Annotated in this window: 16 protein-coding genes and 1 rRNA gene; 3 read left to right on the top strand and 14 right to left on the bottom strand. The window is 66.0% G+C overall.

All coding sequences use genetic code 11. The annotated features are described in order from the left end of the window. Nucleotides 1–268: 268 nt before the first annotated feature. The 4 genes from ACIGJD_RS07410 to ACIGJD_RS07395 all read right to left on the bottom strand — a co-directional run bounded on the left by ACIGJD_RS07410 (nt 269) and on the right by ACIGJD_RS07395 (nt 6,606). Nucleotides 269–1,791, bottom strand: a 16S ribosomal RNA gene (locus ACIGJD_RS07410). Between the two features lie 497 nt (nt 1,792–2,288). Beyond that, nucleotides 2,289–3,602 carry a tyrosine--tRNA ligase gene (gene tyrS / locus ACIGJD_RS07405; protein WP_483688956.1) on the bottom strand — a complete coding sequence of 438 codons (1,314 nt, stop codon included), beginning with the start codon at nt 3,600–3,602 and terminating at the stop codon, nt 2,289–2,291. 34 nt (nt 3,603–3,636) lie between these two features. Then, nucleotides 3,637–5,865, bottom strand: coding sequence for a HelD family protein (locus ACIGJD_RS07400; RefSeq protein WP_483688955.1), 2,229 nt, complete (start codon nt 5,863–5,865; stop codon nt 3,637–3,639). 51 nt (nt 5,866–5,916) lie between these two features. Continuing rightward, nucleotides 5,917–6,606, bottom strand: a complete 690-nt coding sequence (locus ACIGJD_RS07395; protein WP_483688954.1) for a DNA-3-methyladenine glycosylase — start codon at nt 6,604–6,606, stop codon at nt 5,917–5,919. Nucleotides 6,607–6,734: 128 nt separating this feature from the next. Here ACIGJD_RS07395 and ACIGJD_RS07390 point away from each other — a divergent pair, with 128 nt between their 5' ends. Together ACIGJD_RS07390 and ACIGJD_RS07385 are read left to right on the top strand one after the other, a co-directional pair. Further along, nucleotides 6,735–8,228 carry a DNA-3-methyladenine glycosylase 2 family protein gene (locus ACIGJD_RS07390; protein ID WP_483688953.1) on the top strand — a complete coding sequence of 498 codons (1,494 nt, stop codon included), beginning with the start codon at nt 6,735–6,737 and terminating at the stop codon, nt 8,226–8,228. Next, a complete protein-coding gene (locus ACIGJD_RS07385) occupies nt 8,225–8,719 on the top strand; it encodes a methylated-DNA--[protein]-cysteine S-methyltransferase (RefSeq protein WP_483688952.1) in 495 nt (164 codons plus the stop codon). The genes ACIGJD_RS07390 and ACIGJD_RS07385 overlap by 4 nt, the downstream gene beginning before the upstream one ends. Before the next feature lie 70 nt (nt 8,720–8,789). On the opposite strand, the gene ACIGJD_RS07380 is transcribed toward ACIGJD_RS07385, so the two are convergent. From ACIGJD_RS07380 to argC, 10 genes are all read right to left on the bottom strand, one after another. Beyond that, nucleotides 8,790–9,527: a maleylpyruvate isomerase family mycothiol-dependent enzyme gene (locus ACIGJD_RS07380; RefSeq protein ID WP_483688951.1), complete on the bottom strand. Its 738-nt coding sequence runs from the start codon at nt 9,525–9,527 to the stop codon at nt 8,790–8,792. Between the two features lie 21 nt (nt 9,528–9,548). Beyond that, on the bottom strand, nt 9,549–10,097 hold the full coding sequence (locus tag ACIGJD_RS07375; RefSeq protein ID WP_483688950.1) for a pyridoxine/pyridoxamine 5'-phosphate oxidase: 549 nt from the start codon (nt 10,095–10,097) through the stop codon (nt 9,549–9,551). Between the two features lie 142 nt (nt 10,098–10,239). Continuing rightward, nucleotides 10,240–11,667 (bottom strand): argininosuccinate lyase, encoded by a 1,428-nt coding sequence (gene argH / locus ACIGJD_RS07370; RefSeq protein ID WP_483688949.1) that lies wholly within the window; start codon nt 11,665–11,667, stop codon nt 10,240–10,242. A gap of 5 nt (nt 11,668–11,672) precedes the next feature. Beyond that, nucleotides 11,673–12,878, bottom strand: a complete 1,206-nt coding sequence (locus tag ACIGJD_RS07365) for an argininosuccinate synthase (RefSeq protein WP_483688948.1) — start codon at nt 12,876–12,878, stop codon at nt 11,673–11,675. Nucleotides 12,879–12,923: 45 nt separating this feature from the next. Then, nucleotides 12,924–13,454: an arginine repressor gene (locus ACIGJD_RS07360; RefSeq protein WP_286403245.1), complete on the bottom strand. Its 531-nt coding sequence runs from the start codon at nt 13,452–13,454 to the stop codon at nt 12,924–12,926. Then, the gene (gene argF / locus ACIGJD_RS07355) at nt 13,454–14,455 is read right to left on the bottom strand and encodes an ornithine carbamoyltransferase (protein ID WP_483688947.1); all 1,002 of its coding nucleotides are present in this window, start codon (nt 14,453–14,455) and stop codon (nt 13,454–13,456) included. Before argF ends, ACIGJD_RS07360 begins: the two co-directional genes overlap by 1 nt. Beyond that, on the bottom strand, nt 14,452–15,705 hold the full coding sequence (locus ACIGJD_RS07350) for an acetylornithine transaminase (protein ID WP_483688946.1): 1,254 nt from the start codon (nt 15,703–15,705) through the stop codon (nt 14,452–14,454). Before ACIGJD_RS07350 ends, argF begins: the two co-directional genes overlap by 4 nt. Then, nucleotides 15,702–16,661 carry an acetylglutamate kinase gene (argB, locus tag ACIGJD_RS07345; RefSeq protein ID WP_483688945.1) on the bottom strand — a complete coding sequence of 320 codons (960 nt, stop codon included), beginning with the start codon at nt 16,659–16,661 and terminating at the stop codon, nt 15,702–15,704. The genes ACIGJD_RS07350 and argB overlap by 4 nt, the downstream gene beginning before the upstream one ends. A gap of 54 nt (nt 16,662–16,715) precedes the next feature. Next, nucleotides 16,716–17,882: a bifunctional glutamate N-acetyltransferase/amino-acid acetyltransferase ArgJ gene (gene argJ / locus ACIGJD_RS07340; protein ID WP_483688944.1), complete on the bottom strand. Its 1,167-nt coding sequence runs from the start codon at nt 17,880–17,882 to the stop codon at nt 16,716–16,718. Continuing rightward, nucleotides 17,879–18,910, bottom strand: a complete 1,032-nt coding sequence (argC, locus tag ACIGJD_RS07335; RefSeq protein WP_483688943.1) for an N-acetyl-gamma-glutamyl-phosphate reductase — start codon at nt 18,908–18,910, stop codon at nt 17,879–17,881. Before argC ends, argJ begins: the two co-directional genes overlap by 4 nt. A gap of 157 nt (nt 18,911–19,067) precedes the next feature. Between argC and ACIGJD_RS07330 the strand changes: the two genes are divergently transcribed. Further along, on the top strand, nt 19,068–20,033 hold the full coding sequence (locus tag ACIGJD_RS07330) for a quinone oxidoreductase family protein (protein WP_483688942.1): 966 nt from the start codon (nt 19,068–19,070) through the stop codon (nt 20,031–20,033). The last annotated feature ends 68 nt before the right edge of the window (nt 20,034–20,101 follow it).

Below are 20,101 nucleotides of genomic sequence, written 5' to 3'. Positions count from 1 at the left end.
CCCCCACAAACGGAGACCACCACATGGTCCTGTTGCCTCAGGACCCAACAGTGTGCCAAACACTAAACCATCCCCACCCGCACCCACCGTTCCAGAACCACCAGGGTTCGTACTAGAGAAGAAGCGCAGGAAGAAACAGCCGCTATTTGTTGATATTCCACCCTTGAGCACCCGCCACGAAACATTCGTCCGTGCAACGGGCCTTTACTCCTGACAACCCCCACCACCAACATGCGTCCGTGATGAGAAAGTTGTAGGTGCTCCTTAGAAAGGAGGTGATCCAGCCGCACCTTCCGGTACGGCTACCTTGTTACGACTTAGTCCCAATCGCCAGTCCCACCTTCGACAGCTCCCTCCCACAAGGGGTTAGGCCACCGGCTTCGGGTGTTACCAACTTTCGTGACTTGACGGGCGGTGTGTACAAGGCCCGGGAACGTATTCACCGCAGCGTTGCTGATCTGCGATTACTAGCGACTCCGACTTCATGGGGTCGAGTTGCAGACCCCAATCCGAACTGAGACCGGCTTTTTGGGATTAGCTCCACCTCACAGTATCGCAACCCTTTGTACCGGCCATTGTAGCATGCGTGAAGCCCAAGACATAAGGGGCATGATGATTTGACGTCGTCCCCACCTTCCTCCGAGTTGACCCCGGCAGTCTCCCATGAGTCCCCGGCACTACCCGCTGGCAACATGGAACGAGGGTTGCGCTCGTTGCGGGACTTAACCCAACATCTCACGACACGAGCTGACGACAACCATGCACCACCTGTAAACCAACCCCAAAGGGGAAACCACATTTCTGCGGCGGTCTGGTTCATGTCAAGCCTTGGTAAGGTTCTTCGCGTTGCATCGAATTAATCCGCATGCTCCGCCGCTTGTGCGGGCCCCCGTCAATTCCTTTGAGTTTTAGCCTTGCGGCCGTACTCCCCAGGCGGGGCACTTAATGCGTTAGCTACGGCGCGGAAAACGTGGAATGTCCCCCACACCTAGTGCCCAACGTTTACGGCATGGACTACCAGGGTATCTAATCCTGTTCGCTCCCCATGCTTTCGCTCCTCAGCGTCAGTTAATGCCCAGAGACCTGCCTTCGCCATCGGTGTTCCTCCTGATATCTGCGCATTTCACCGCTACACCAGGAATTCCAGTCTCCCCTACATCACTCTAGTCTGCCCGTACCCACCGCAGATCCGGAGTTGAGCCCCGGACTTTCACGGCAGACGCGACAAACCGCCTACGAGCTCTTTACGCCCAATAATTCCGGATAACGCTTGCGCCCTACGTATTACCGCGGCTGCTGGCACGTAGTTAGCCGGCGCTTCTTCTGCAGGTACCGTCACTCTCGCTTCTTCCCTACTGAAAGAGGTTTACAACCCGAAGGCCGTCATCCCTCACGCGGCGTCGCTGCATCAGGCTTGCGCCCATTGTGCAATATTCCCCACTGCTGCCTCCCGTAGGAGTCTGGGCCGTGTCTCAGTCCCAGTGTGGCCGGTCACCCTCTCAGGCCGGCTACCCGTCGTCGCCTTGGTAGGCCATTACCCCACCAACAAGCTGATAGGCCGCGAGTCCATCCAAAACCACAAAAGCTTTCCACCAACCACCATGCGATGGAAGGTCATATCCGGTATTAGACCCAGTTTCCCAGGCTTATCCCAGAGTCAAGGGCAGGTTACTCACGTGTTACTCACCCGTTCGCCACTAATCCAGGAGCAAGCTCCCTTCATCGTTCGACTTGCATGTGTTAAGCACGCCGCCAGCGTTCATCCTGAGCCAGGATCAAACTCTCCGTTGAAAACAAACAGACACAACCAAAACCACCGGAAATAACGGCAAAAATTGGCTGCACAAAATTTGAAACCAGCTAAAAACACCAAACCAGCACCACAGGGGCGGCACGATTCGGCAAATTCAACCAATTACATACATAATCGGTATCAACAAACTTGGCACACTATTGAGTTCTCAAACAACAGACACATTTCGAATACTTCCCGGAAACAATTCAAAGAATTTCTATTCCGTATTTCTTCGCTGCGATGTTTTTATCTTATTTCATTCATATTCACTTTTGCAAATCCGGCGATTCTCCCGGAATTCACTCGGTGGAATGAATCCGCCCAGCAGAATAAGAAGCAATTTCTCCAAGTCCGCGTGATCCGCGGCAAGAATTGCTTCTCATTAGTTGGGGGTTTGTCACCACTCAGCGGCGGCGACTCAGAAAACAATACACGCGCCCCAGCGGCCGTGCAAATCGGCTGCCGAAGGGCGTGCATGCAGGTGCGGAAGGTGTTAGGGAACCAGCACCTCAACAGTGGCCAGGTTCTTCTTGCCCCGGCGTAGCAACAGGTACTGGCCGTGCAGGAGTTCGTCTTCAGAAATCACGGCTTCAGGATCGGACACCTTCTCGTTGTTCACGTAGGCGCCGCCCTCCCCCACAGTCCGGCGGGCGGCAGACTTGCTCTCGGACAGACCGGACGCCACCAGCAGGTCCACGATCCCCATTCCATCCACCTGCACGGTGGCGGTGGGAAGTTCGGAAGTCGCGGCCTGGAGGGTTGCCTTGTCCAGCGCGGCCAGGTCGCCATTGCCAAACAGGGCTGCGGAGGCGGCGATCACCTTCTCGGTAGCTTCCACGCCGTGCACCAGCGAGGTCACCTCGAAAGCGAGCTTCCGCTGTCCTTCACGGGCGAAGGGGCGCTCCGCCACGGACACTGCGATCTCTTCAATCTGGGCCCGCGTCAGGAAGGTGAACACCTTGAGTCGGTCCACAACGTCGGCATCTGCCGTGTTGAGCCAGAACTGGTAGAAGGCGTACGGGCTGCACATGCCGGCGTCGAGCCAGATGGCGTTACCCTCGCTCTTGCCGAACTTGGTTCCGTCCGAGTTGGTGATCAGCGGCGTTCCCAGTGCATGGACGCTCTTGCCCTCTACCTTGCGGATCAGCTCCGTACCGCTGGTGAGGTTGCCCCACTGGTCCGAGCCACCGGTCTGCAGCACGCAGCCGTAGTCGCGGTAGAGCTGGAGGTAGTCCATACCCTGCAGGATCTGGTAGCTGAACTCCGTGTAGCTGATGCCCTCGTCCGAGTTCAGGCGGGATGCCACGGCGTCTTTGCGCAGCATGGTGCCCACGCGGAAGTGCTTGCCCACCTCGCGCAGGAAGTCGATGGCGCTTAAGGGAGCCGTCCAGTCCAGGTTGTTGACCATCCTGGCCGCGTTGTCCCCCTCGAAGCTGAGGAAGCGCTGCACCTGGGCCTGGAGGTAGCCCACCCACTCCGCCACTGTGTCCTTGGTGTTCAAGGTGCGTTCCGCCGTCGGACGTGGATCGCCGATCATTCCGGTGGAGCCGCCCACCAGTCCCAGCGGCTTGTGGCCGGCAAGCTGGAGGCGGCGCATGACCAGCAGCTGGACCAGGTTGCCCAGGTGCAGGCTCGGCGCAGTGGGGTCGAAGCCGCAATAGTAGGTGACCGGCCCGTTGGCGAGGAGCTTTTCCAGCTCTGCTTCGTCGGTGGAGACATGGACCAGCCCACGCCACTTCAGTTCCTGCCAAATGTTGGCGAAAGTGGGGTCGTTGCGCTGCGGTTCGAGATTGTTCAGTTCTGGCACGCTTCCTAAGTTAGCAGTAACGCCGAAGGCCCTGTCAGCCGGCAATCCCGGCCGGTACCGGTTCCGCCGCAATCAGCCGCAGCCGCTGGGTGGCGCGGGTCATGGCGACGTAAAGGTCCCCCACCTTGCCGTGTTCGTGGTTGAGCATTGCTGACGGTTCCAGCACCACCACGCCGTCGAACTCCAGGCCCTTCGCCTCACGGGGGCTGATCACCACAATGTCCTGTTCGTAGCTGCCCGCCCCACTGCCAATCCGGCGCCCATACACGGTACGCAGGGCTGCGGTGGCCTCGGGCAGCAGGTCACCGTCGGCAATCACGGCGAGCAGGCCGCCGTCGAGCGCTTCAAGTTCCTGCGGGAGGACCTCAACGAGCCGGTCCACGATGCCGCCGGCGGATACTTCGTCGATGATGGGCTCCCAGCGCCCCTCCCGGACTGCCTTAGGCGCGGAAACCACCAGCCCGGCGGCGTTGGCCATCCGGACCGCTGCCTCCGCGATTTGCGAGGGCGTGCGGTAGTTGACGGTCAATTCCTCCAGCTGCCACCGGTCGCCGAACATCGGTGCCAGGGCCCCCTGCCAGGAGTTGGCACCGGCAACGGAACTGGTCTGGGCAATGTCGCCGACGATGGTGAAGGACTTCAGCGGGCAGCGGCGCACCAGCAGCCGCCACTGCATGGGCGACAGTTCCTGGGCCTCATCCACCACAATGTGCCCGAAGGCCCAGGTGCGGTCGCTGGTTGCCCGTTCGGCGGCGGTCTGCCGTGCTTCCTGCTCCCGGTTCTGCTCGGCCAGCTCTTCGGCGGACATGAGCGGGTCCACTCCGGCGGCCTCCATGTTGACCAGGGTCTGCTTGGCGTTGGCCAGGTCCCGGGCACGGTCGTGCTCCTGTTGCGCCAGCCCACGCCCGGCCGCAGGGTCCAGCTCGCCGAGCAGTTCGGCGGCCTCGTCCAACAGCGGGACATCGGACTCGGTCCAGGGGGCATCGGCTGGGCGCTGCAGCAGCGCGCGCTCGGCCGGGCTCAGGTTGGGGGTGCAGAACTCCAGGATTTCCGGCTTGCTGAACAGATCGGAGATCAGCTTCTCCGGCGTCATGGGCATCCAGCACAGGTTCAGGGCAATCCGCACGTCGCGGGCGGTGCGGACGTCCTCGGCAAGGTAGGAGCGGTCCGCGTTGTTGCCGATGTTGCCGGCCTCAACCAGCTCGGTCATCTGCTCGGTCAGCTCGCGCAGCAGGATCTTCACGAACGTCACGCGTGCCTCGTTGTACGGCTTCCCGGTGGCGCGGGCACGTTCCCGGGCCCGGCGGACCTGCCGGGGCGTCAGGGTGAGCTTGCGTCCGTCCACCTCGAGGACCCGGTTCTGCGGCGGGACGCGCATGCGGTTGGACACGGCGTTGGCCACGATGGCAGCCATATCCAGGCGGCCCTTGATGGCGGCGACGTCCGAGTTCGTTTCGGGCACCGCGTTTATGCCGGGCATCAGGCGGCCCAGGCTGGCCATGACCACGCCGGTCTCGCCGAGCGAGGGCAGCACCCGTTCGATGTACTTCATGAACGACGACGACGGGCCCACCAGGAGCACGCCTGCACTCTTGAGGCGGTCGCGGTGGGTGTAGAGCAGGTAGGCGGCGCGGTGCAGGGCCACGGCGGTCTTGCCCGTGCCCGGGCCGCCCTGGACCACGACGGCGCCGGAGATGGAGGACCGGATGATGCGGTCCTGCTCGGATTGGATGGTGCTGACGATGTCCGACATGCGGCCCGTCCGCTTGGAGTTCAGCGCAGCCAGCAGGGCGCCTTCGCCTTGGAGGGTATCGGCGTCCGTGAGCATGGAGGCGTCCAGCACATCGTCTTCGATGGCCTTGACCTCGCGTCCCTGCAGGATCAGGTGCCGGCGGCGGCGCACGCCCTGCCGGTCAAACGCGGTGGCCTGGTAGAAGTGCCCTGCCTCGGGGGCGCGCCAGTCCACCATCAGCCGCTGCAGGTCCTCGGTGGTGAGCCCGATGCGGCCGATGTACTGCGCTTCCCCGGAGTCCAGGTCCAGGCGGCCGAAGACCAGCCGGTCATCCACCGCATCCAGCTGCGCCAGGCGGTCCTCATACAGTGCGGCGAACGCGTCACGTTCGGAAACGTTCTGCATGGTGCCCACGGCTCCGGCACGACGGACTTGCGCCAACTGGCGGCGCTTTTCCTCCCGGAGTTCCTCCAGCCGGGCGTACAGGCCGGCTACATACTCCCGTTCGTGGGCCAATTCGGCGTCGAGCATTAACGTTCCCCTATCGCGAAAGACAGACCGTCCATTCTACTACCATTTCGATTAACGCTTGTGAAACGTTGCACCGCGCGGCGCCGCCGCGGGCCGCGCCCGGCTGCGGGGCTTGGCGGCCTTGTATTTGGACACGGTGGGGTCGCCGGTGAGCCAGAACCGCCACGCGTATTCGTCGGATCCGCCGGCGCCTGCCACGCCCACCCGCGGGCCTGAACTGACGGGGCCGCGGGGGCCGGGCGGAAGCTCCAGGCCGAAAGGCGGAGCCAGCGCATCCCGGCCGCTGTCCGCCGTCGTCAATCCCAGCGCTTTGGCGAGACGGGCGGGCCCGCTGGCCAGGTCGGCGGGACTTTTCGACGTCGGCCGGCGCAGCTGGGCCAGTTCCAGTCCGTCCACAACTTCCCCGGCCCGGAGCAGCAGGGCGGAAGCGACCCCCGCGGGACCGCAGACGATGTTGGTGCAGTGGTGCATCCCATAGGTGAAGTAAACGTAGAGGTGCCCGGCGGGACCGAACATGGGGGCGTTGCGGGGCGTGGGGCCGCGGTAGGTGTGCGAGCCGGGATCGGGGTGCAGGGAGTCCTCGGGGCCCATGTAGGCCTCCACCTCGGTGAGCCGGATGGACACGGCGCCATCACGGGACTCATGGGTGAGCACAGCGCCCAACAGCTGCGGGGCGAGCTCGCGGGCGTCGGCGGACAGGAAGTTCCGCAGCCCGTCCGCGCCCAAAGTGCTTTCATCCATTGCTTGACCTTACCCAGTTGCTGCGGATTTCATCCCCGTTGGAGCGCGGCCCGGCGACAGTTTTCACCGCCCACGGCCATGTCCGATTTCCGCTAGTAGCAGCGGAGGCAGGCTGGCAGGATGGAGGAATGGACTTCTGGCAGCGCTACCGGGCAATCGATGCCCGCGACACCCGCTTCGACGGCCAGTTCTTCACCGCAGTCCGAAGCACCGGGATTTACTGCCGCCCCTCCTGCCCAGCCCGGACCCCCAAGGCAGCCAATGTGACGTTCTATGAAACGTCAGCAGCGGCACACGAGGCAGGGTATAGGGCGTGCAAGCGCTGCCTGCCTGAGGCGGTGCCTGGCACCCCGGCCTGGAACGTGCGGCAGGACATTGCGGGCCGGGCGATGCGGCTGATCAACGACGGCGTGATCAACCGGGACGGGGTGGCAGGCCTTGCCGCCCGGCTGGGTTATTCACCGCGGCAGCTCAACCGGATCCTGGGCCAGGAACTCGGCGCCGGTCCCCTTTCCCTGGCCCGCGCGGCGAGGGCGCAGACGGCACGCACCCTGCTGGTGTCCACCTCCATGAAGCTCGCCGACGTGGCGTTTGCAGCGGGCTTCAGCAGCGTCCGGCAGTTCAATGAGACCATCGCCGAGGTGTTCGCGATGACGCCCACTGCCCTGCGTCAAACGTCCCGGCACCCGGCACACGCCGGCGGAACCACCGCCCTGACGCTGGGCCTGCCCTTCCGCCCGCCGTTCGACCCGGGCATTTTCTCCTTCCTTGCTGCCCGCGCCATCCCCGGAATCGAGGAGGGGACGCCCACCTCCTACGCCCGAACCCTGCGGCTCCCCCACGGCGACGCGCGCTTCCGGGTGGAGTACGACGGCGGCACCCGGGAGCGGCAGTTGAGGCTCACCGTCGGCGCGGTGGATCTGCGCGACCTGCCGGCGCTGCTCAGCCGCGTGCGCAGGCTGTTCGACCTGGACGCCGATCCGGAGGCGATCGACGAGGCCCTCGCCGCCGACCCCCGGTTGGCCACCTCCGTTGACCAGGCACCGGGGATGCGGATGCCCGGGACGCTGGATCCCCAGGAACTGCTGGTCCGGGCCATGGTGGGCCAGCAGATCACGGTGGCGGCTGCCCGGACCGCGCTGACCCAGCTGTCCGCGGCGGGCAGTCCCTCGAGTGCCATCGGCGAAGGCCTGGACCGGCTGTTCCCTACCCCCGAGCAGATCGCGGCGGCGGGCCATCTGCTCCGCGGTCCCCGGCGCAGAACGGAATCGCTGCTGCATGCCGCGGCGGCGATGGCTGAAGGACACCTCGAGTTCGGATACGGGGACGACCTGGCCGGCCTGCGCGCGAAACTGCTGCCCGTGCCCGGTGTGGGCCCGTGGACCGTGGGGTATGTGGCAATGCGCGTCTTGGGCGCCCCGGACATCTTCCTTGCCAACGACGCCGCGGTGCGGAACGGGATCCGTGCCCTCGATAATGGGAACTACGCCACCGGGGACAGCGCCCTGTACCCCGACTTCCGCGAGACCAGCCCGTGGCGTTCCTACGCCACCATGCACCTTTGGCGCGCTGCTGCCCGGCCCGCCCTGACAACCACCGCTCCTGCGAAAGGGATGCCATGAAAGCCCAACTGCTGCAGCTGTCCACGCCGGACGGTCCATTCACGGTCCTTGCAAGGGACGGCGTGGTCCTTGCCTCGGGCTGGACTGCCGGCCTTGCCGAACTCACCGGGCAGGTCCATCCCACCCTCCGCCCCGACACCGTAGAGGAGGTGGCGGACCTCGGGGACATCTCAGCCGCCGTCGAGGCCTTTTACGCCGGCGACCCTGCCCCTGCCATGGCCGTCCCCGTCCTTCAGCAGTCCGGCCCGTTCCGCGCCCATGCCTGGGACGTCCTGCGCCAGATCAAGCCGGGTTCACCGGTCACGTACACCGAGTACGCTGCCCTGGCCGGCAACCCGCGCGCCGTCCGCGCCGCCGCAAGTGCGTGCGCTTTCAACGCCGCCGCACTGTTCGTTCCATGCCACCGCGTGATCCGGACGGACGGCTCGCTGGGCGGCTTCCGCTGGGGCCTGCGCATCAAGGAGAGCCTGCTCGCCCGGGAAGCCGTCTGACGCCTGCTCCATCACTTATGGCTCCTAAAACCCGGGTTTAAGGGACCATAAGTGATGGAGCAACGGTGTGCTATTTGGGGTCCGGCATCGCCGACGGCCACGGCAGCAGGTTGGGAAGGTCCGTGCTGTCCCCGGCGGCGGTGGCGCGCAGGCTGTCCAGGGAGGGCTTCCGCCCGGCCAGCCAGGCGGCGATGTCGGTAACCATGCCGCTGACGACGACGGTGCTGCCGCCGGCTCCGAGGGCCAGCGGCGGAAGTGCCACAGGCTGCAGGACCAGCCTTGTTTCGGCGGGGACGCGGGCGGCGAGGAAATCGAACAGGTGGGAGCAGAATTCCTTGTTCCAGGTTTCGGGGCCCGTTCCGGTGTCCAGGTCCGAGGTGTGGATGACAAGTTCCCGCCAAAGTGCCAGGCCGGCGTCGAAAATTACGCCGTCGCGGAAGGCGATATGGGTCTGCCACTCGTCCTCGGTCAACGCATCAAAGGCGGTGAGGGCATGCTGCATGGCCGCGGCGACGTCGTCGCGGTGCTCCTGAAGGCTATGCCCGGCGGCGAGTTCGATGGCCCGGTTGCGGCCGTCCACGCCGCCGTCGTAAAGCTCCACGGTTTCACCGCGCCGGCCGTATTCCACTTGGCGGGCCAACGCATTGCAGATACCGGCGATGTGGGCCAGGAGGTGTCCGCGGCTCCAGCGGGGAAGGGTGGACGGAGCGCGTTCGCCGCCGTCGGGAATGCGGTCCATGGCCGCGGTCAGCGCCGTTGCGGCCTTGTGCAGCTCAGCCAGCAGGGCGGCTGGAGTTGGAGAGGTCATGCGGCCAGCCTAGCGGAGCTGTCAGCCCAGCGGCTGTCCGTCTGCGCCGACACGGTGGCGCACGTGTTGGCCGTCGTTGCTGGCCTGCCAGAACTCGATCTCGGTGGGCTGCAGGGCGTACAGCTGCCAGTGCGGATTGTCACTGCCATCGGCCCGGGGCCGCTCGTGCCAATCGACGGCGGATGCTTCGGCGGACAGTTCGGACACGGCGCCCACCACGCGGACTTGCCGGCCCAGACCGGGCCAGTAAAAGTTCATCGCGGCCTTGGGCGACTCCGACAGTTCCCGGCCCTTCCGGGAGGTGCGGGACGTGGCAAAGTGCCAGCCGTCGTCGTCAATGTTCTTGAGAATCAGCATCCTTGAGGACGGCTGCGCCCCGCCGTCCGACCCGGCGCCCACCGTGGAGAGACTGAACGCGTGCGGCTGCTGCTCCCCCGCATCGAGCGCCTCGTCCAGCCACTGCTTGAAGAGCAGGGCCGGATCCTGCGGCGCGTTCTCCGGGTCAAAGGAGGGCAGGTCGGACGGGAAGTCGGGCAGGGTGCGAAGGAACTTGCGGAACGTTTCGCTCATGGACCCAGCCTAGCCGCGGGTCAACGCCCCTCAACCCCCAACGCCCGCTCAGGTTTTGCAGGTTAGAGAGCAACGCCCGCTCACTTTCCTGGGGAAAGTGAGCGGGCGTCTCCTCAAAACATGCAGGAAGTGAGCGGGCGTGTCAGCCAGCGTACTCCCGCACGCCGGCCAGCTCGCCTTCCAGCGCAGCCAGTTGGCGTTCGACGGCGGCCGGTGCCGTTCCGCCCTGGGAGTTGCGGCTGTTTAGCGAACCCTCGGTGGAGAGGACGGTGCGGACCTCCGGGGTCAGGTGCTCCGAGATCGCTGCGTACTCTTCGTCCGTCAGGTCCCACAGCTCAACGCCGCGGGACTCCGCCTGCTTGACGGCGGCACCGGACAGCTCGTGGGCTTCGCGGAACGGCACGCCCTGGCGGACCAGCCATTCGGCGATGTCCGTCGCCAGCGCGAAGCCCTGCGGGGCCAGCGATTCCATCCGTTCGGTATTGAACTTCAGGGTGGCGATCATGCCGGAGACGGCCGGGAGCAGCAGCTCCAGGGTGTCGGCGGCGTCGAACACCGGCTCCTTGTCCTCCTGCAGGTCGCGGTTGTACGCCAGCGGCAGTCCCTTGAGCGTGGCCAGCAGCCCGGTCAGGTTGCCGATCAGGCGCCCCGCCTTGCCGCGGGCCAGTTCGGCCACGTCCGGGTTCTTCTTCTGCGGCATGATCGAGGACCCCGTGGAGTACGAGTCATCAAGCGTGACGAAGGAGAACTCCTTGGTGGCCCAGAAGATGACTTCCTCGGAAATCCGGGAAAGGTCCACGCCGATCATCGAGCAGACCCAGGCGAACTCGGCGAAGACGTCGCGGGACGCGGTGCCGTCGATCGAATTGTGCACGGCGGAGAAGAAACCGAGGTCGGCCGCCACCGCTTCCGGGTCCAGGCCCAGCGAGGAACCGGCCAGTGCGCCTGAACCGTACGGCGAAACGCCGGCCCGCTTGTCCCAGTCCTGGAGCCGCTGCACGTCGCGCAGCAGGGCCCAGGCGTGGGCCAGCAGGTGGTGGCTGAGCAGGACCGGCTGGGCGTGCTGCAGGTGGGTGCGGCCCGGCATGGCGACACCGTGGTGCGCCCTGGCCTGCTCCACGAGCGCGTCCACGGTGGCCAGGACACCGCGGGCGATGATCCGGGCGTGGTCGCGCAGGAACATCCGGCCCAGGGTGGCCACCTGGTCGTTGCGGGACCGGCCCGCGCGGAGCTTGCCGCCCAGCTGGGCACCGGCTCGCTCTATCAGGCCGCGTTCCAGGGAACCGTGCACGTCCTCGTCAGACTCGGCGGGCAGGTAGGCACCAGATGCCACGTCCTCGTCCAGCTGCGTCAGGGCGGCCAGCATGCCTTCCAGCTCGGCGTCGTCCAGCAGCCGGGCCTTATGCAGCACGCGGGCGTGCGCCTTGGAGCCGGCGATGTCGTAGCGGGCCAGCCGCCAGTCGAAATCGGTGGACTTGCTCAGCGCCGCGAGGGCGTCCGCGGGGCCGCCGGCGAAGCGGCCGCCCCACAGCGCACCTGTGTTGGTTGCCTCCGTTTTTTGCTCAGCCACGCGGGCTACTTTCCTGCGACGCGGATGTCGCGGCCGGAGGCAACCTTGGCGGACATGCCCCACAGCTCGATGAAGCCCTTGGCCTGGGACTGGTCGAAGGTGTCACCGGTGTCGTAGGTGGCCAGTGAGAAGTCGTACAGCGAGGTGTCGGAGCGGCGGCCGTTGACGATGGCCTGGCCGCCGTGCAGGGTCATGCGGATGTCGCCGGAGACGTACTTCTGGGTGTCCTCGATGAAGGCGTCCAGGGAGCGCTTCAGCGGGGAGAACCACTGGCCGTCGTACACCAGCTCGGCCCAGCGCTGGCCAACGGTGGCCTTGAAGCGGGCCTGCTCGCGTTCGATGGTGATGTCCTCAAGGTGCTTGTGTGCGGTGATCAGCGCCATGGCACCCGGGGCCTCGTAGATTTCGCGGGACTTGATGCCCACCAGGCGGTCCTCGACAACGTCGATGCGGCCCACACCCTGTGCACCGGCGCGGCGGTTGAGTTCCTTGATGGCCTGCAGCGGGGTGACCTTGACGCCGTCAATCGCCACGGGCACGCCTGCCTCGAAGGAGATGGTGACCTCATCCGGTGCCGGCGGGAACTCCGGGGTGGCGGTGTAGTCGTAGATGTCCTTGGTGGGGGCGTTCCAGATGTCCTCGAGGTAGCCGGTTTCCACGGCGCGGCCCCAGACGTTCTGGTCGATGGAGTACGGGTTCTTCTTGGTGGTCTCGATGGGCAGTCCCTTTTCCTCGGCGAAGGCGATGGCCTTGTCGCGGGTCAGGGCGAGGTCGCGGACCGGTGCGATGCACTTCAGGTCCGGGCCCAGGGTCTGGATGCCCACTTCGAAGCGGACCTGGTCGTTGCCCTTGCCGGTGCAGCCGTGGGCCACGGTGGTGGCGCCGAAGTCGCGGGCGGCCTTCACCAGGTGCTTGACGATCACCGGGCGGGAGATGGCGGAAACCAGCGGGTAGTGGCCCTGGTAGAGGGCGTTGGCTTTAAGGGTGGGCACGCAGTATTCGTTGGCGAACTCGTCCGATGCGTCGGCCACGTAGGCCTCCACGGCACCGCAGCCCAGGGCGCGCTGGCGGATGGTTTCCAGCGATTCCCCGCCCTGTCCGACGTCGACCGCCACGGCGATGACCTCGGCACCGGTGGCTTCACCGATCCAGCCGATGGCGACGGACGTGTCAAGGCCGCCGGAGTAGGCCAGCACAATGCGTTCAGTCACTTTTGATGCTCCTTGTTGGGGTTGGTTGGTTCTTTGTCTTCAAGCTTATTGCCCGGCTTCCTCGGCCAGTTGCAGGAAGCGGGCGGCGAGGTCCTGGCCCCCGAGCGGATCGCGGGAGACCAGCAGGACGGTATCGTCGCCGGCGATGGTGCCCAGGATGGACGGCATCACCGAGTGGTCGATGGCCAGGGCCAGGAAGTTGGCGGCTCCGGGCGGCGTCCGGAGGACGGCGATGTTGGCGGACGCCTCTGCCGTGACCAGCAGTTCGCTGCAGAGCCGCGCCAGCCGGGCGTCCAGGATTTCCTGGGTCACGCCGCTCTTGGCGCCGCGTTCGCCGCCTTCGCCGGGGACCGCGTACACCAGCACGCCTTCCTTGCCGCGCACCCGGACGGCCCCGAGTTCCACGAGGTCGCGGGACAGCGTGGCCTGGGTGACCTGTACACCGTCGTCCGCCAGCAATGCCGCCAGTTCCGCCTGGGAACGCACAGACTGCCCGGTGAGGATGGCGGTGATGCGCGCCTGCCGGGCAGTCTTGGTGGCAGGGCTGGTGCCCGGGGAGGACGGCTGGGCGGACACTAGAACGTGCTTTCTCCGGTGCCTTCGACCGGTGCAAGTCCGTGAACGAATGCCAGGCCGGAGCGGTGCATGAGCCAGGCCATCAGCGCCTTCTGCGCGTGAAGGCGGTTTTCCGCCTCGTCCCAGATGATGGACTGCGGGCCGTCGATGACATCAGCGGAAATTTCGTAGCCGCGGTAGGCGGGCAGGCAGTGAAGCACGACGGCGTCATCCGCAGCCAGCGCCATGGCGTCAGAGTCCACGGAGTAGTCCCGGAACAGCTGCATCCGGGCTTCCTTTTCAGCCTCCTGGCCCATGGACACCCAGGTGTCGGTGGCTACGACGTCTGCCCCCTGCAGGGCTTCCTTGGCGTCGGTGGTGATCAGCACCGAGCCGCCGGTTTCGGCCGCGCGCTCTTCGGCTGCTGCCACGATCTCAGCGGCCGGCAGGTAGCCCTCCGGCCCGGCAATCCGGACGTGCATACCGGCCGTGACTCCGGCCAGCAGGTAGGAGTTGGCCATGTTGTTGGCGGCGTCGCCCAGGTAGCTCATGGTCAGCCCCGTGAGTTCGCCCTTGTGTTCCTTCACTGCCAGCAGGTCGGCCAGGAGCTGGCATGGGTGGTAGTCGTCGCAGAGGGCGTTGATGACCGGAACCTTTGAGTTCTCCGCCATGGCCACCAGGCCGGCGTGCGCTCCGGTGCGCCACACGATGGTGGAAACCATCCGTTCCAGCACCTTTGCCGTGTCCTCTACGGATTCCTTGTGCCCGATCTGTGCTTCGCCGGGGTTGATGATCAGGGCATTGCCGCCCATGTCGGCGATGCCGGTGGCGAAGGAGACGCGGGTCCGGGTGGAGGTCTTGTCGAAGATCACGGCCACGGTCTTTCGGCCGCTGCCTTCCGCGGCATACGGCTGGACGCTGTAGGGGGCGGCCTTCATGCGGGCGGCCAGCTCCAGGACTTCCGCCTGTTCGGCCGGGGAAAGGTCGGTGTCCTTGAGGAAGTGCCGGGTTGCGGTTGTCACTGGGCGTCCTTAGCTGCTTGGAGGATTGCCGGGAAAGCGGCGAGGAAGGTGTCGGCCTGCGCCGTGGTGAGGATCAGGGGCGGGGCCAGGCGGATGGTGCGCGGGCCCGGGCTGTTGACGATGAACCCGGCATCGAGGGCGGCCTGCACCACCGCCGGTGCCACGTCAGCGTCCAGGTCGAAGCCGATCAGGAGCCCTTCACCGCGGACCTCGGTGACGCCGGGGATTGCGGCCAGCGCTGAGCGCAGGTGCTCCCCCACCGCCGCGGCGTTGGCCAGCACGTTCTGGCTTTCGAGGGCGTGCAGGGTGGCAAGGGCCGCCGCGGTTGCCACCGGGTTGCCGCCAAAGGTGGTGCCGTGCTGGCCGGCGGACAACAACGACGACGTCGCCTCACCGAACGTGATCAGGGCACCGATGGGGAACCCGCCGCCCAGCCCCTTGGCCAGCGTGATGGCGTCGGGGACGATCCCGGCATCCTCGCTGGCAAACCACTTGCCGGTCCGGCCTATGCCGGTCTGGACCTCGTCGAGGATAAGAAGTGCACCGGCTTTGCTGGTGGCTTCACGCGCGGCCTTGAGGTAGCCCGGCGGCAGCGGCCGGACACCGGCTTCGCCCTGGATGGGCTCCAGGAAGACTGCAGCCACGGTGTCATCCACGGCGGCCTCCAGCGCGGCGATGTCGCCGAACGGAATGTGCACCACACCGCCGGGCAGCGGCTCGAAGGGTGCCCGGTAGGCCTCCTTCGCCGTGAGCGCCAGGGCTCCCATGGTCCGGCCATGGAACGCGCCTTCAAGGGCAATAATTTTCGTGCGTTTCGTGTCCGCGTTGCCCGTGTTGCGGCGGGCCAGCTTGAAGGCGGCCTCGTTCGCTTCGGTGCCGGAGTTGCTGAAGAACACCTTCGAACCGGCGGGGGCGTGGGCCAGTTCCAGGAGCTTCTCGGCCAGCGCCACCTGTGTGGGGCTGGTGAAAAAGTTTGAGACGTGGCCCAGGGTGGCCAGCTGGCTCGCGATGACCGAGGTCACGAAGGGGTGGGCGTGGCCCAGGGCGTTCACGGCGATGCCGCCCAGCAGGTCCAGGTACTCCTTGCCGTCGGCGTCCCACACCAGGCAGCCGGCCCCGCGGACCAGGACCCGCTGCGGCGTGCCGAACACGTTCATGAGCGAAGAGGAGTAGCGGGACAGCCACTCGGAGCCCGCGTGGCCCGTGGTCTCCACGAGCTCGGTCACAGGTGATTTCTCGATAGTGTTCATCCGTTGATCTCCTCGTCCGGGACTACCTGGGTGCCGATGCCCGCCGTCGTAAATGTTTCAAGAAGCATGGAGTGGGCCAGGCGCCCGTCCACGATGTGTGCCCGTTCCACGCCCTCGTCGACGGCCTTCAGGCAGGCGGCCATCTTGGGGATCATGCCGGACTGGAGGTTCGGCAGCATCTCCCTCAGTTCGGAGGCGGTGAGGGATGAGATCAGGGAAGACTTGTCGGGCCAGTTGGCGTATAGGCCTTCGACGTCGGTCAGGATCACCAGCTTGGAGGCGCCAAGCGCTGAGGCGACGGCAGCCGCGGCGGTGTCTGCGTTGACGTTCAGGACCTGCCCGGTGGGCTGGAACCGGACGGTGCCCACCACGCCCTCTCCGCCGTCGACGATCTCCGGGGCGACCGTGGAGATCACCGGGATGCGGCCGGCCTCGAGAATGTCCACGATGCCGGCGGGGTCGACGCCCACCACCTCGCCCACCAGGCCGAGGTCCACCTCTTCGCCGTCCACCACGGTGCCGGTGCGGACGGCGCGGAGCAGGCCGCCGTCTTCGCCGGACATGCCGACGGCGTAGGGCCCGTGGGAGTTGATGAGGCCCACCAGTTCGCGGCCCACCTGCCCGGTGAGGACCATGCGGACCACCTCCATGGCTTCGGGGGTGGTGACCCGCAGGCCGCCTTTGAACTCGGACTCGATGCCCAGCCGGCCCAGCATGGAGTTGATCTGGGGACCGCCGCCGTGGACCACCACGGGGTGGATGCCCACGTGATGGAGGAAGACGATGTCCTCGGCAAAGGCGCGCCGGAGTTCGTCGTTGACCATGGCGTTGCCGCCGTATTTGACCACCATGATGCTGCCGGCGAACCGCTGGATCCAGGGCAGGGCCTCGATCAGGGTTTCAGCCTTGTCCTGCGCGGCGGACATGCTGGTGGTTTCACGCGTCTGGGTGTTCATGGTGTCACTTTCCACAGCAGTTTGGGCCCGGCGGGTTTTGCCCGGGCTCGTGCCCTAGCTGGAGTAGGCGCTGTTTTCGTGGACATAGTCATGGGTGAGGTCGTTGGTCCAGATGGTGGCCTCGGCGTCGCCTGCCTGCAAATCGATCTCCACCAGGACCTCGCGGGGTTCGAGGTCCACCAGGCTGCGGTCATCGCCGATGCTGCCGTTGCGGCAGATCTGGACGCCGTTCATGGCCACGTTGAGCTTGTCCGGCTCAAAGGCAGCATCCGTGGTGCCCACGGCCGAGAGCACGCGGCCCCAGTTGGGGTCCTTGCCGAAGATGGCTGCCTTGAACAGGTTGGAGCGGGCAACCGAACGGCTGACCGTTTCGGCGTCTGCTTCGCTGGCTGCGTTGAAGGTGCGGATGGCGATGTCGTGGCTGGCGCCCTCGGCATCGGCGATCAGTTTGCGTGCCAGCTCGGCGCAGACCTGCGTCAGCCCGGCACCGAACGCTTCCGCTGTGGGCACCGCACCGGAGGCTGCCGAGGCGAGCAGGACGACGGTGTCGTTGGTGGACATGCAGCCGTCCGAGTCGGCGCGGTCAAAGGTGACGCGGGTGGCGTCGCGGAGGACGACGTCGAGCATTTCCGGCTGCACCACGGCATCCGTGGTGAGCACCACCAGCATCGTCGCCAGGCCGGGAGCCAGCATGCCGGCGCCCTTGGCAATCCCGCCGATGCTGAATTCCTGGCCGTCGGCGTCGGTGCCGATGAAGAGCGCGGACTTGGGCACGCTGTCAGTGGTCATGATGGCGGTGCCGGCAGCAGGGCCGCCTTCCGTGCTGAGCTCAGCAGCGGCAGCTTCAACGCCCGGCAGGATCTTGTCCATGGGCAGCTGCTCGCCGATCAGGCCGGTGGAGCAGACGAACACATCGGTGGCAGAGATTCCCAGGACCTCGGCGACTTTTTCGGCCGTGCTGTGGGTGTTCTGGAAACCGGTGGGGCCGGTGCAGGCATTGGCTCCGCCGGAGTTCAGGATGACGGCGTCCACGCGGCCATCTGAGACAACCTGGCGGGACCAATGCACGGGGGCCGCTGCCACCCTGTTGCTGGTGAAGACGGCGGCAGCAGCCTTGGACGGCCCATCATTGACGACCAAAGCGAGATCCGGCTTGCCGGAGGCCTTGAGGCCGGCGGTGACGCCGGCTGCCCGGAATCCCTGGGGTGCGGTGATGGTCACGGGGCTACTCCCTGCAGGTTGAGGCCGGCGGTTTCCGGCAGGCCGAGTGCGATGTTCATGGACTGCACGGCGCCGCCGGCAGTGCCCTTGGTCAGGTTGTCGATCACGCAGGTGACGACGACACGCCCTGCGTGGGGGTCGAATGCCACCTGCATAACAGCGTGGTTGGAACCCTGCACGGACTTGGTTGCGGGCCACTGGCCTTCCGGAAGCACGTGGACGAACGGCTCGTCCTCATACGCCTCGATCCAGGCCAGGCGCAGCTGCGCGGCAGTGGTGCCGGCCTTCACCTTCGCGGTGGCGGTAGTCAGGATGCCGCGGCTCATCGGGGCCAGCGTAGGCGTGAAGGAGACGGTGACCTGCTCCCCCGCCGCGTTGGAGAGGCCCTGCTCGATTTCCGGGGTGTGCCGGTGTCCGCCGCCCACTCCATAAGGGCTCATGGAACCCATGACCTCGGACCCGATCAGGTTGACCTTGGCGGCCTTACCCGCGCCCGAGGTGCCGGAGGCGGAAACGATCACGACGTCGTCGGGTTCCAGCAAGTGGGCGGCGAACCCAGGCGTCAGCGCCAGGAGGGCGGACGTCGGGTAGCAGCCGGGGACGGCGATGCGCTTTGCACCCTTGAGGGCCTCCCGCTGCCCGGGCAGCTCCGGAAGCCCGTAGGGCCAGGTGCCGGCATGGGCGGAGCCGTAGAACTTTTCCCAGGCGGCAGGGTCTTCGAGGCGGTGGTCGGCGCCGGCGTCGATCACCACTGTCCCCTCCGGCAGTTGGGCCGCGATCCCAGCGGAGGCACCGTGCGGCAGCGCCAGGAAGACGACGTCATGGCCGGAGAGGTTTTCCACCGTGGTGTCCTCAAGGATGCGGCTGGCAAGTCCATGCAGGTGCGGCTGCAATTCCCCCAGACGCGATCCGGCGTTGCTGTGGGCCGTGATGGCACCGATGGTCACGCCGGGGTGCCCGGCAAGAAGGCGGAGGACCTCTCCTCCGGCGTAGCCGCTGGCTCCCGAGACCGCAACAGAAATAGTCATGCTCCGACTATACAGCAATAGTTATGCATAGGTACCGATAATTATGCATAGACATTGGCTAAAGGACGCGTGCCCACTTGTCCTCCCGGACATTCCTGTCCCTAGGATGGTTTCGGCAGCCGGGTCCGGAAACGCCGGGACCCGCGAAAGGAGAGCCATGACGCACGCAATCGTCGCACGGCAGGCAGGCGGTCCGGAAGTCCTTGACTACGTTGAAGTTGAACCTCCCACTCCAGGCCCCGGACAATTGCTGATCCATGTCGGAGCGGCGGGCGTCAACTTCATCGACACGTACAAGCGCAGCGGCACCTACAAAGTGCCATACCCCTTCACACCCGGCTCGGAGGCCGCGGGCACGGTGGAAGCAGTCGGCGACGGCGTGACCGGTTTCGCCGTAGGCGACCGGGTAGCCACCGCTGAGGGTATCGAGTGCTACGCAGACTATGCGCTCGTTGATGAGGACGCTGCGCTGCCGGTACCCAAGGGCCTGGACGTTTTCACCGCCGCAGCCCTTCCGCTGCAGGGCGTCACTGCGCACTACCTGATGAATTCGACCTTCAAGGTGGAGCCCGGCCACAAGGTGCTGCTGCATGCCGGCGCCGGCGGCGTGGGGTTGCTGTTGATCCAGCTGTTGAAGGCACGCGGGGCAGAAGTCATCACCACCGTCTCCACAAACGAAAAGGAACAGCTGGCGCTCGACGCCGGCGCGGACCACGTGCTGCGCTACGACGGCTTCGCGGAGCGGGTCAGGGACATCACCAGCGGCACCGGCGTCGACGTCGTCTACGACGGCGTGGGAAAGGATACGTTCGACGGCTCCCTAGCAGCCTTGCGGGTCCGCGGAATGCTGGTGCTGTTCGGTGCCGCCTCGGGCCCCGTTCCGCCCTTTGACCCCCAACGCCTCAACGCCGGCGGTTCCCTGTTCCTGACGCGCCCCACCATGGGCCACTACCTGCGGGATGCAGCCGAGCGGCGCTGGCGCTCGGACGAAATTTTTGCCGCCGCCGCTGACGGCAGCCTGAAGGTCCGGATTGGCGCCCGCTACCCATTGAGCCAGGCCGGGCAGGCGCACCGCGACCTTGAGGGCCGCAAGACCACCGGCAAGGTACTTCTAGTGCCCTGACGCCGGGCCCGGTAGTGGCGGAAGTCCCCGCAACCATGGAGGTGGCGGGGACTTCCGCGTTAATACCT

Source organism: Arthrobacter sp. E1SS-5, assembly GCF_057073715.1.
This window is presented reverse-complemented; position numbering and strand designations above follow the sequence as displayed.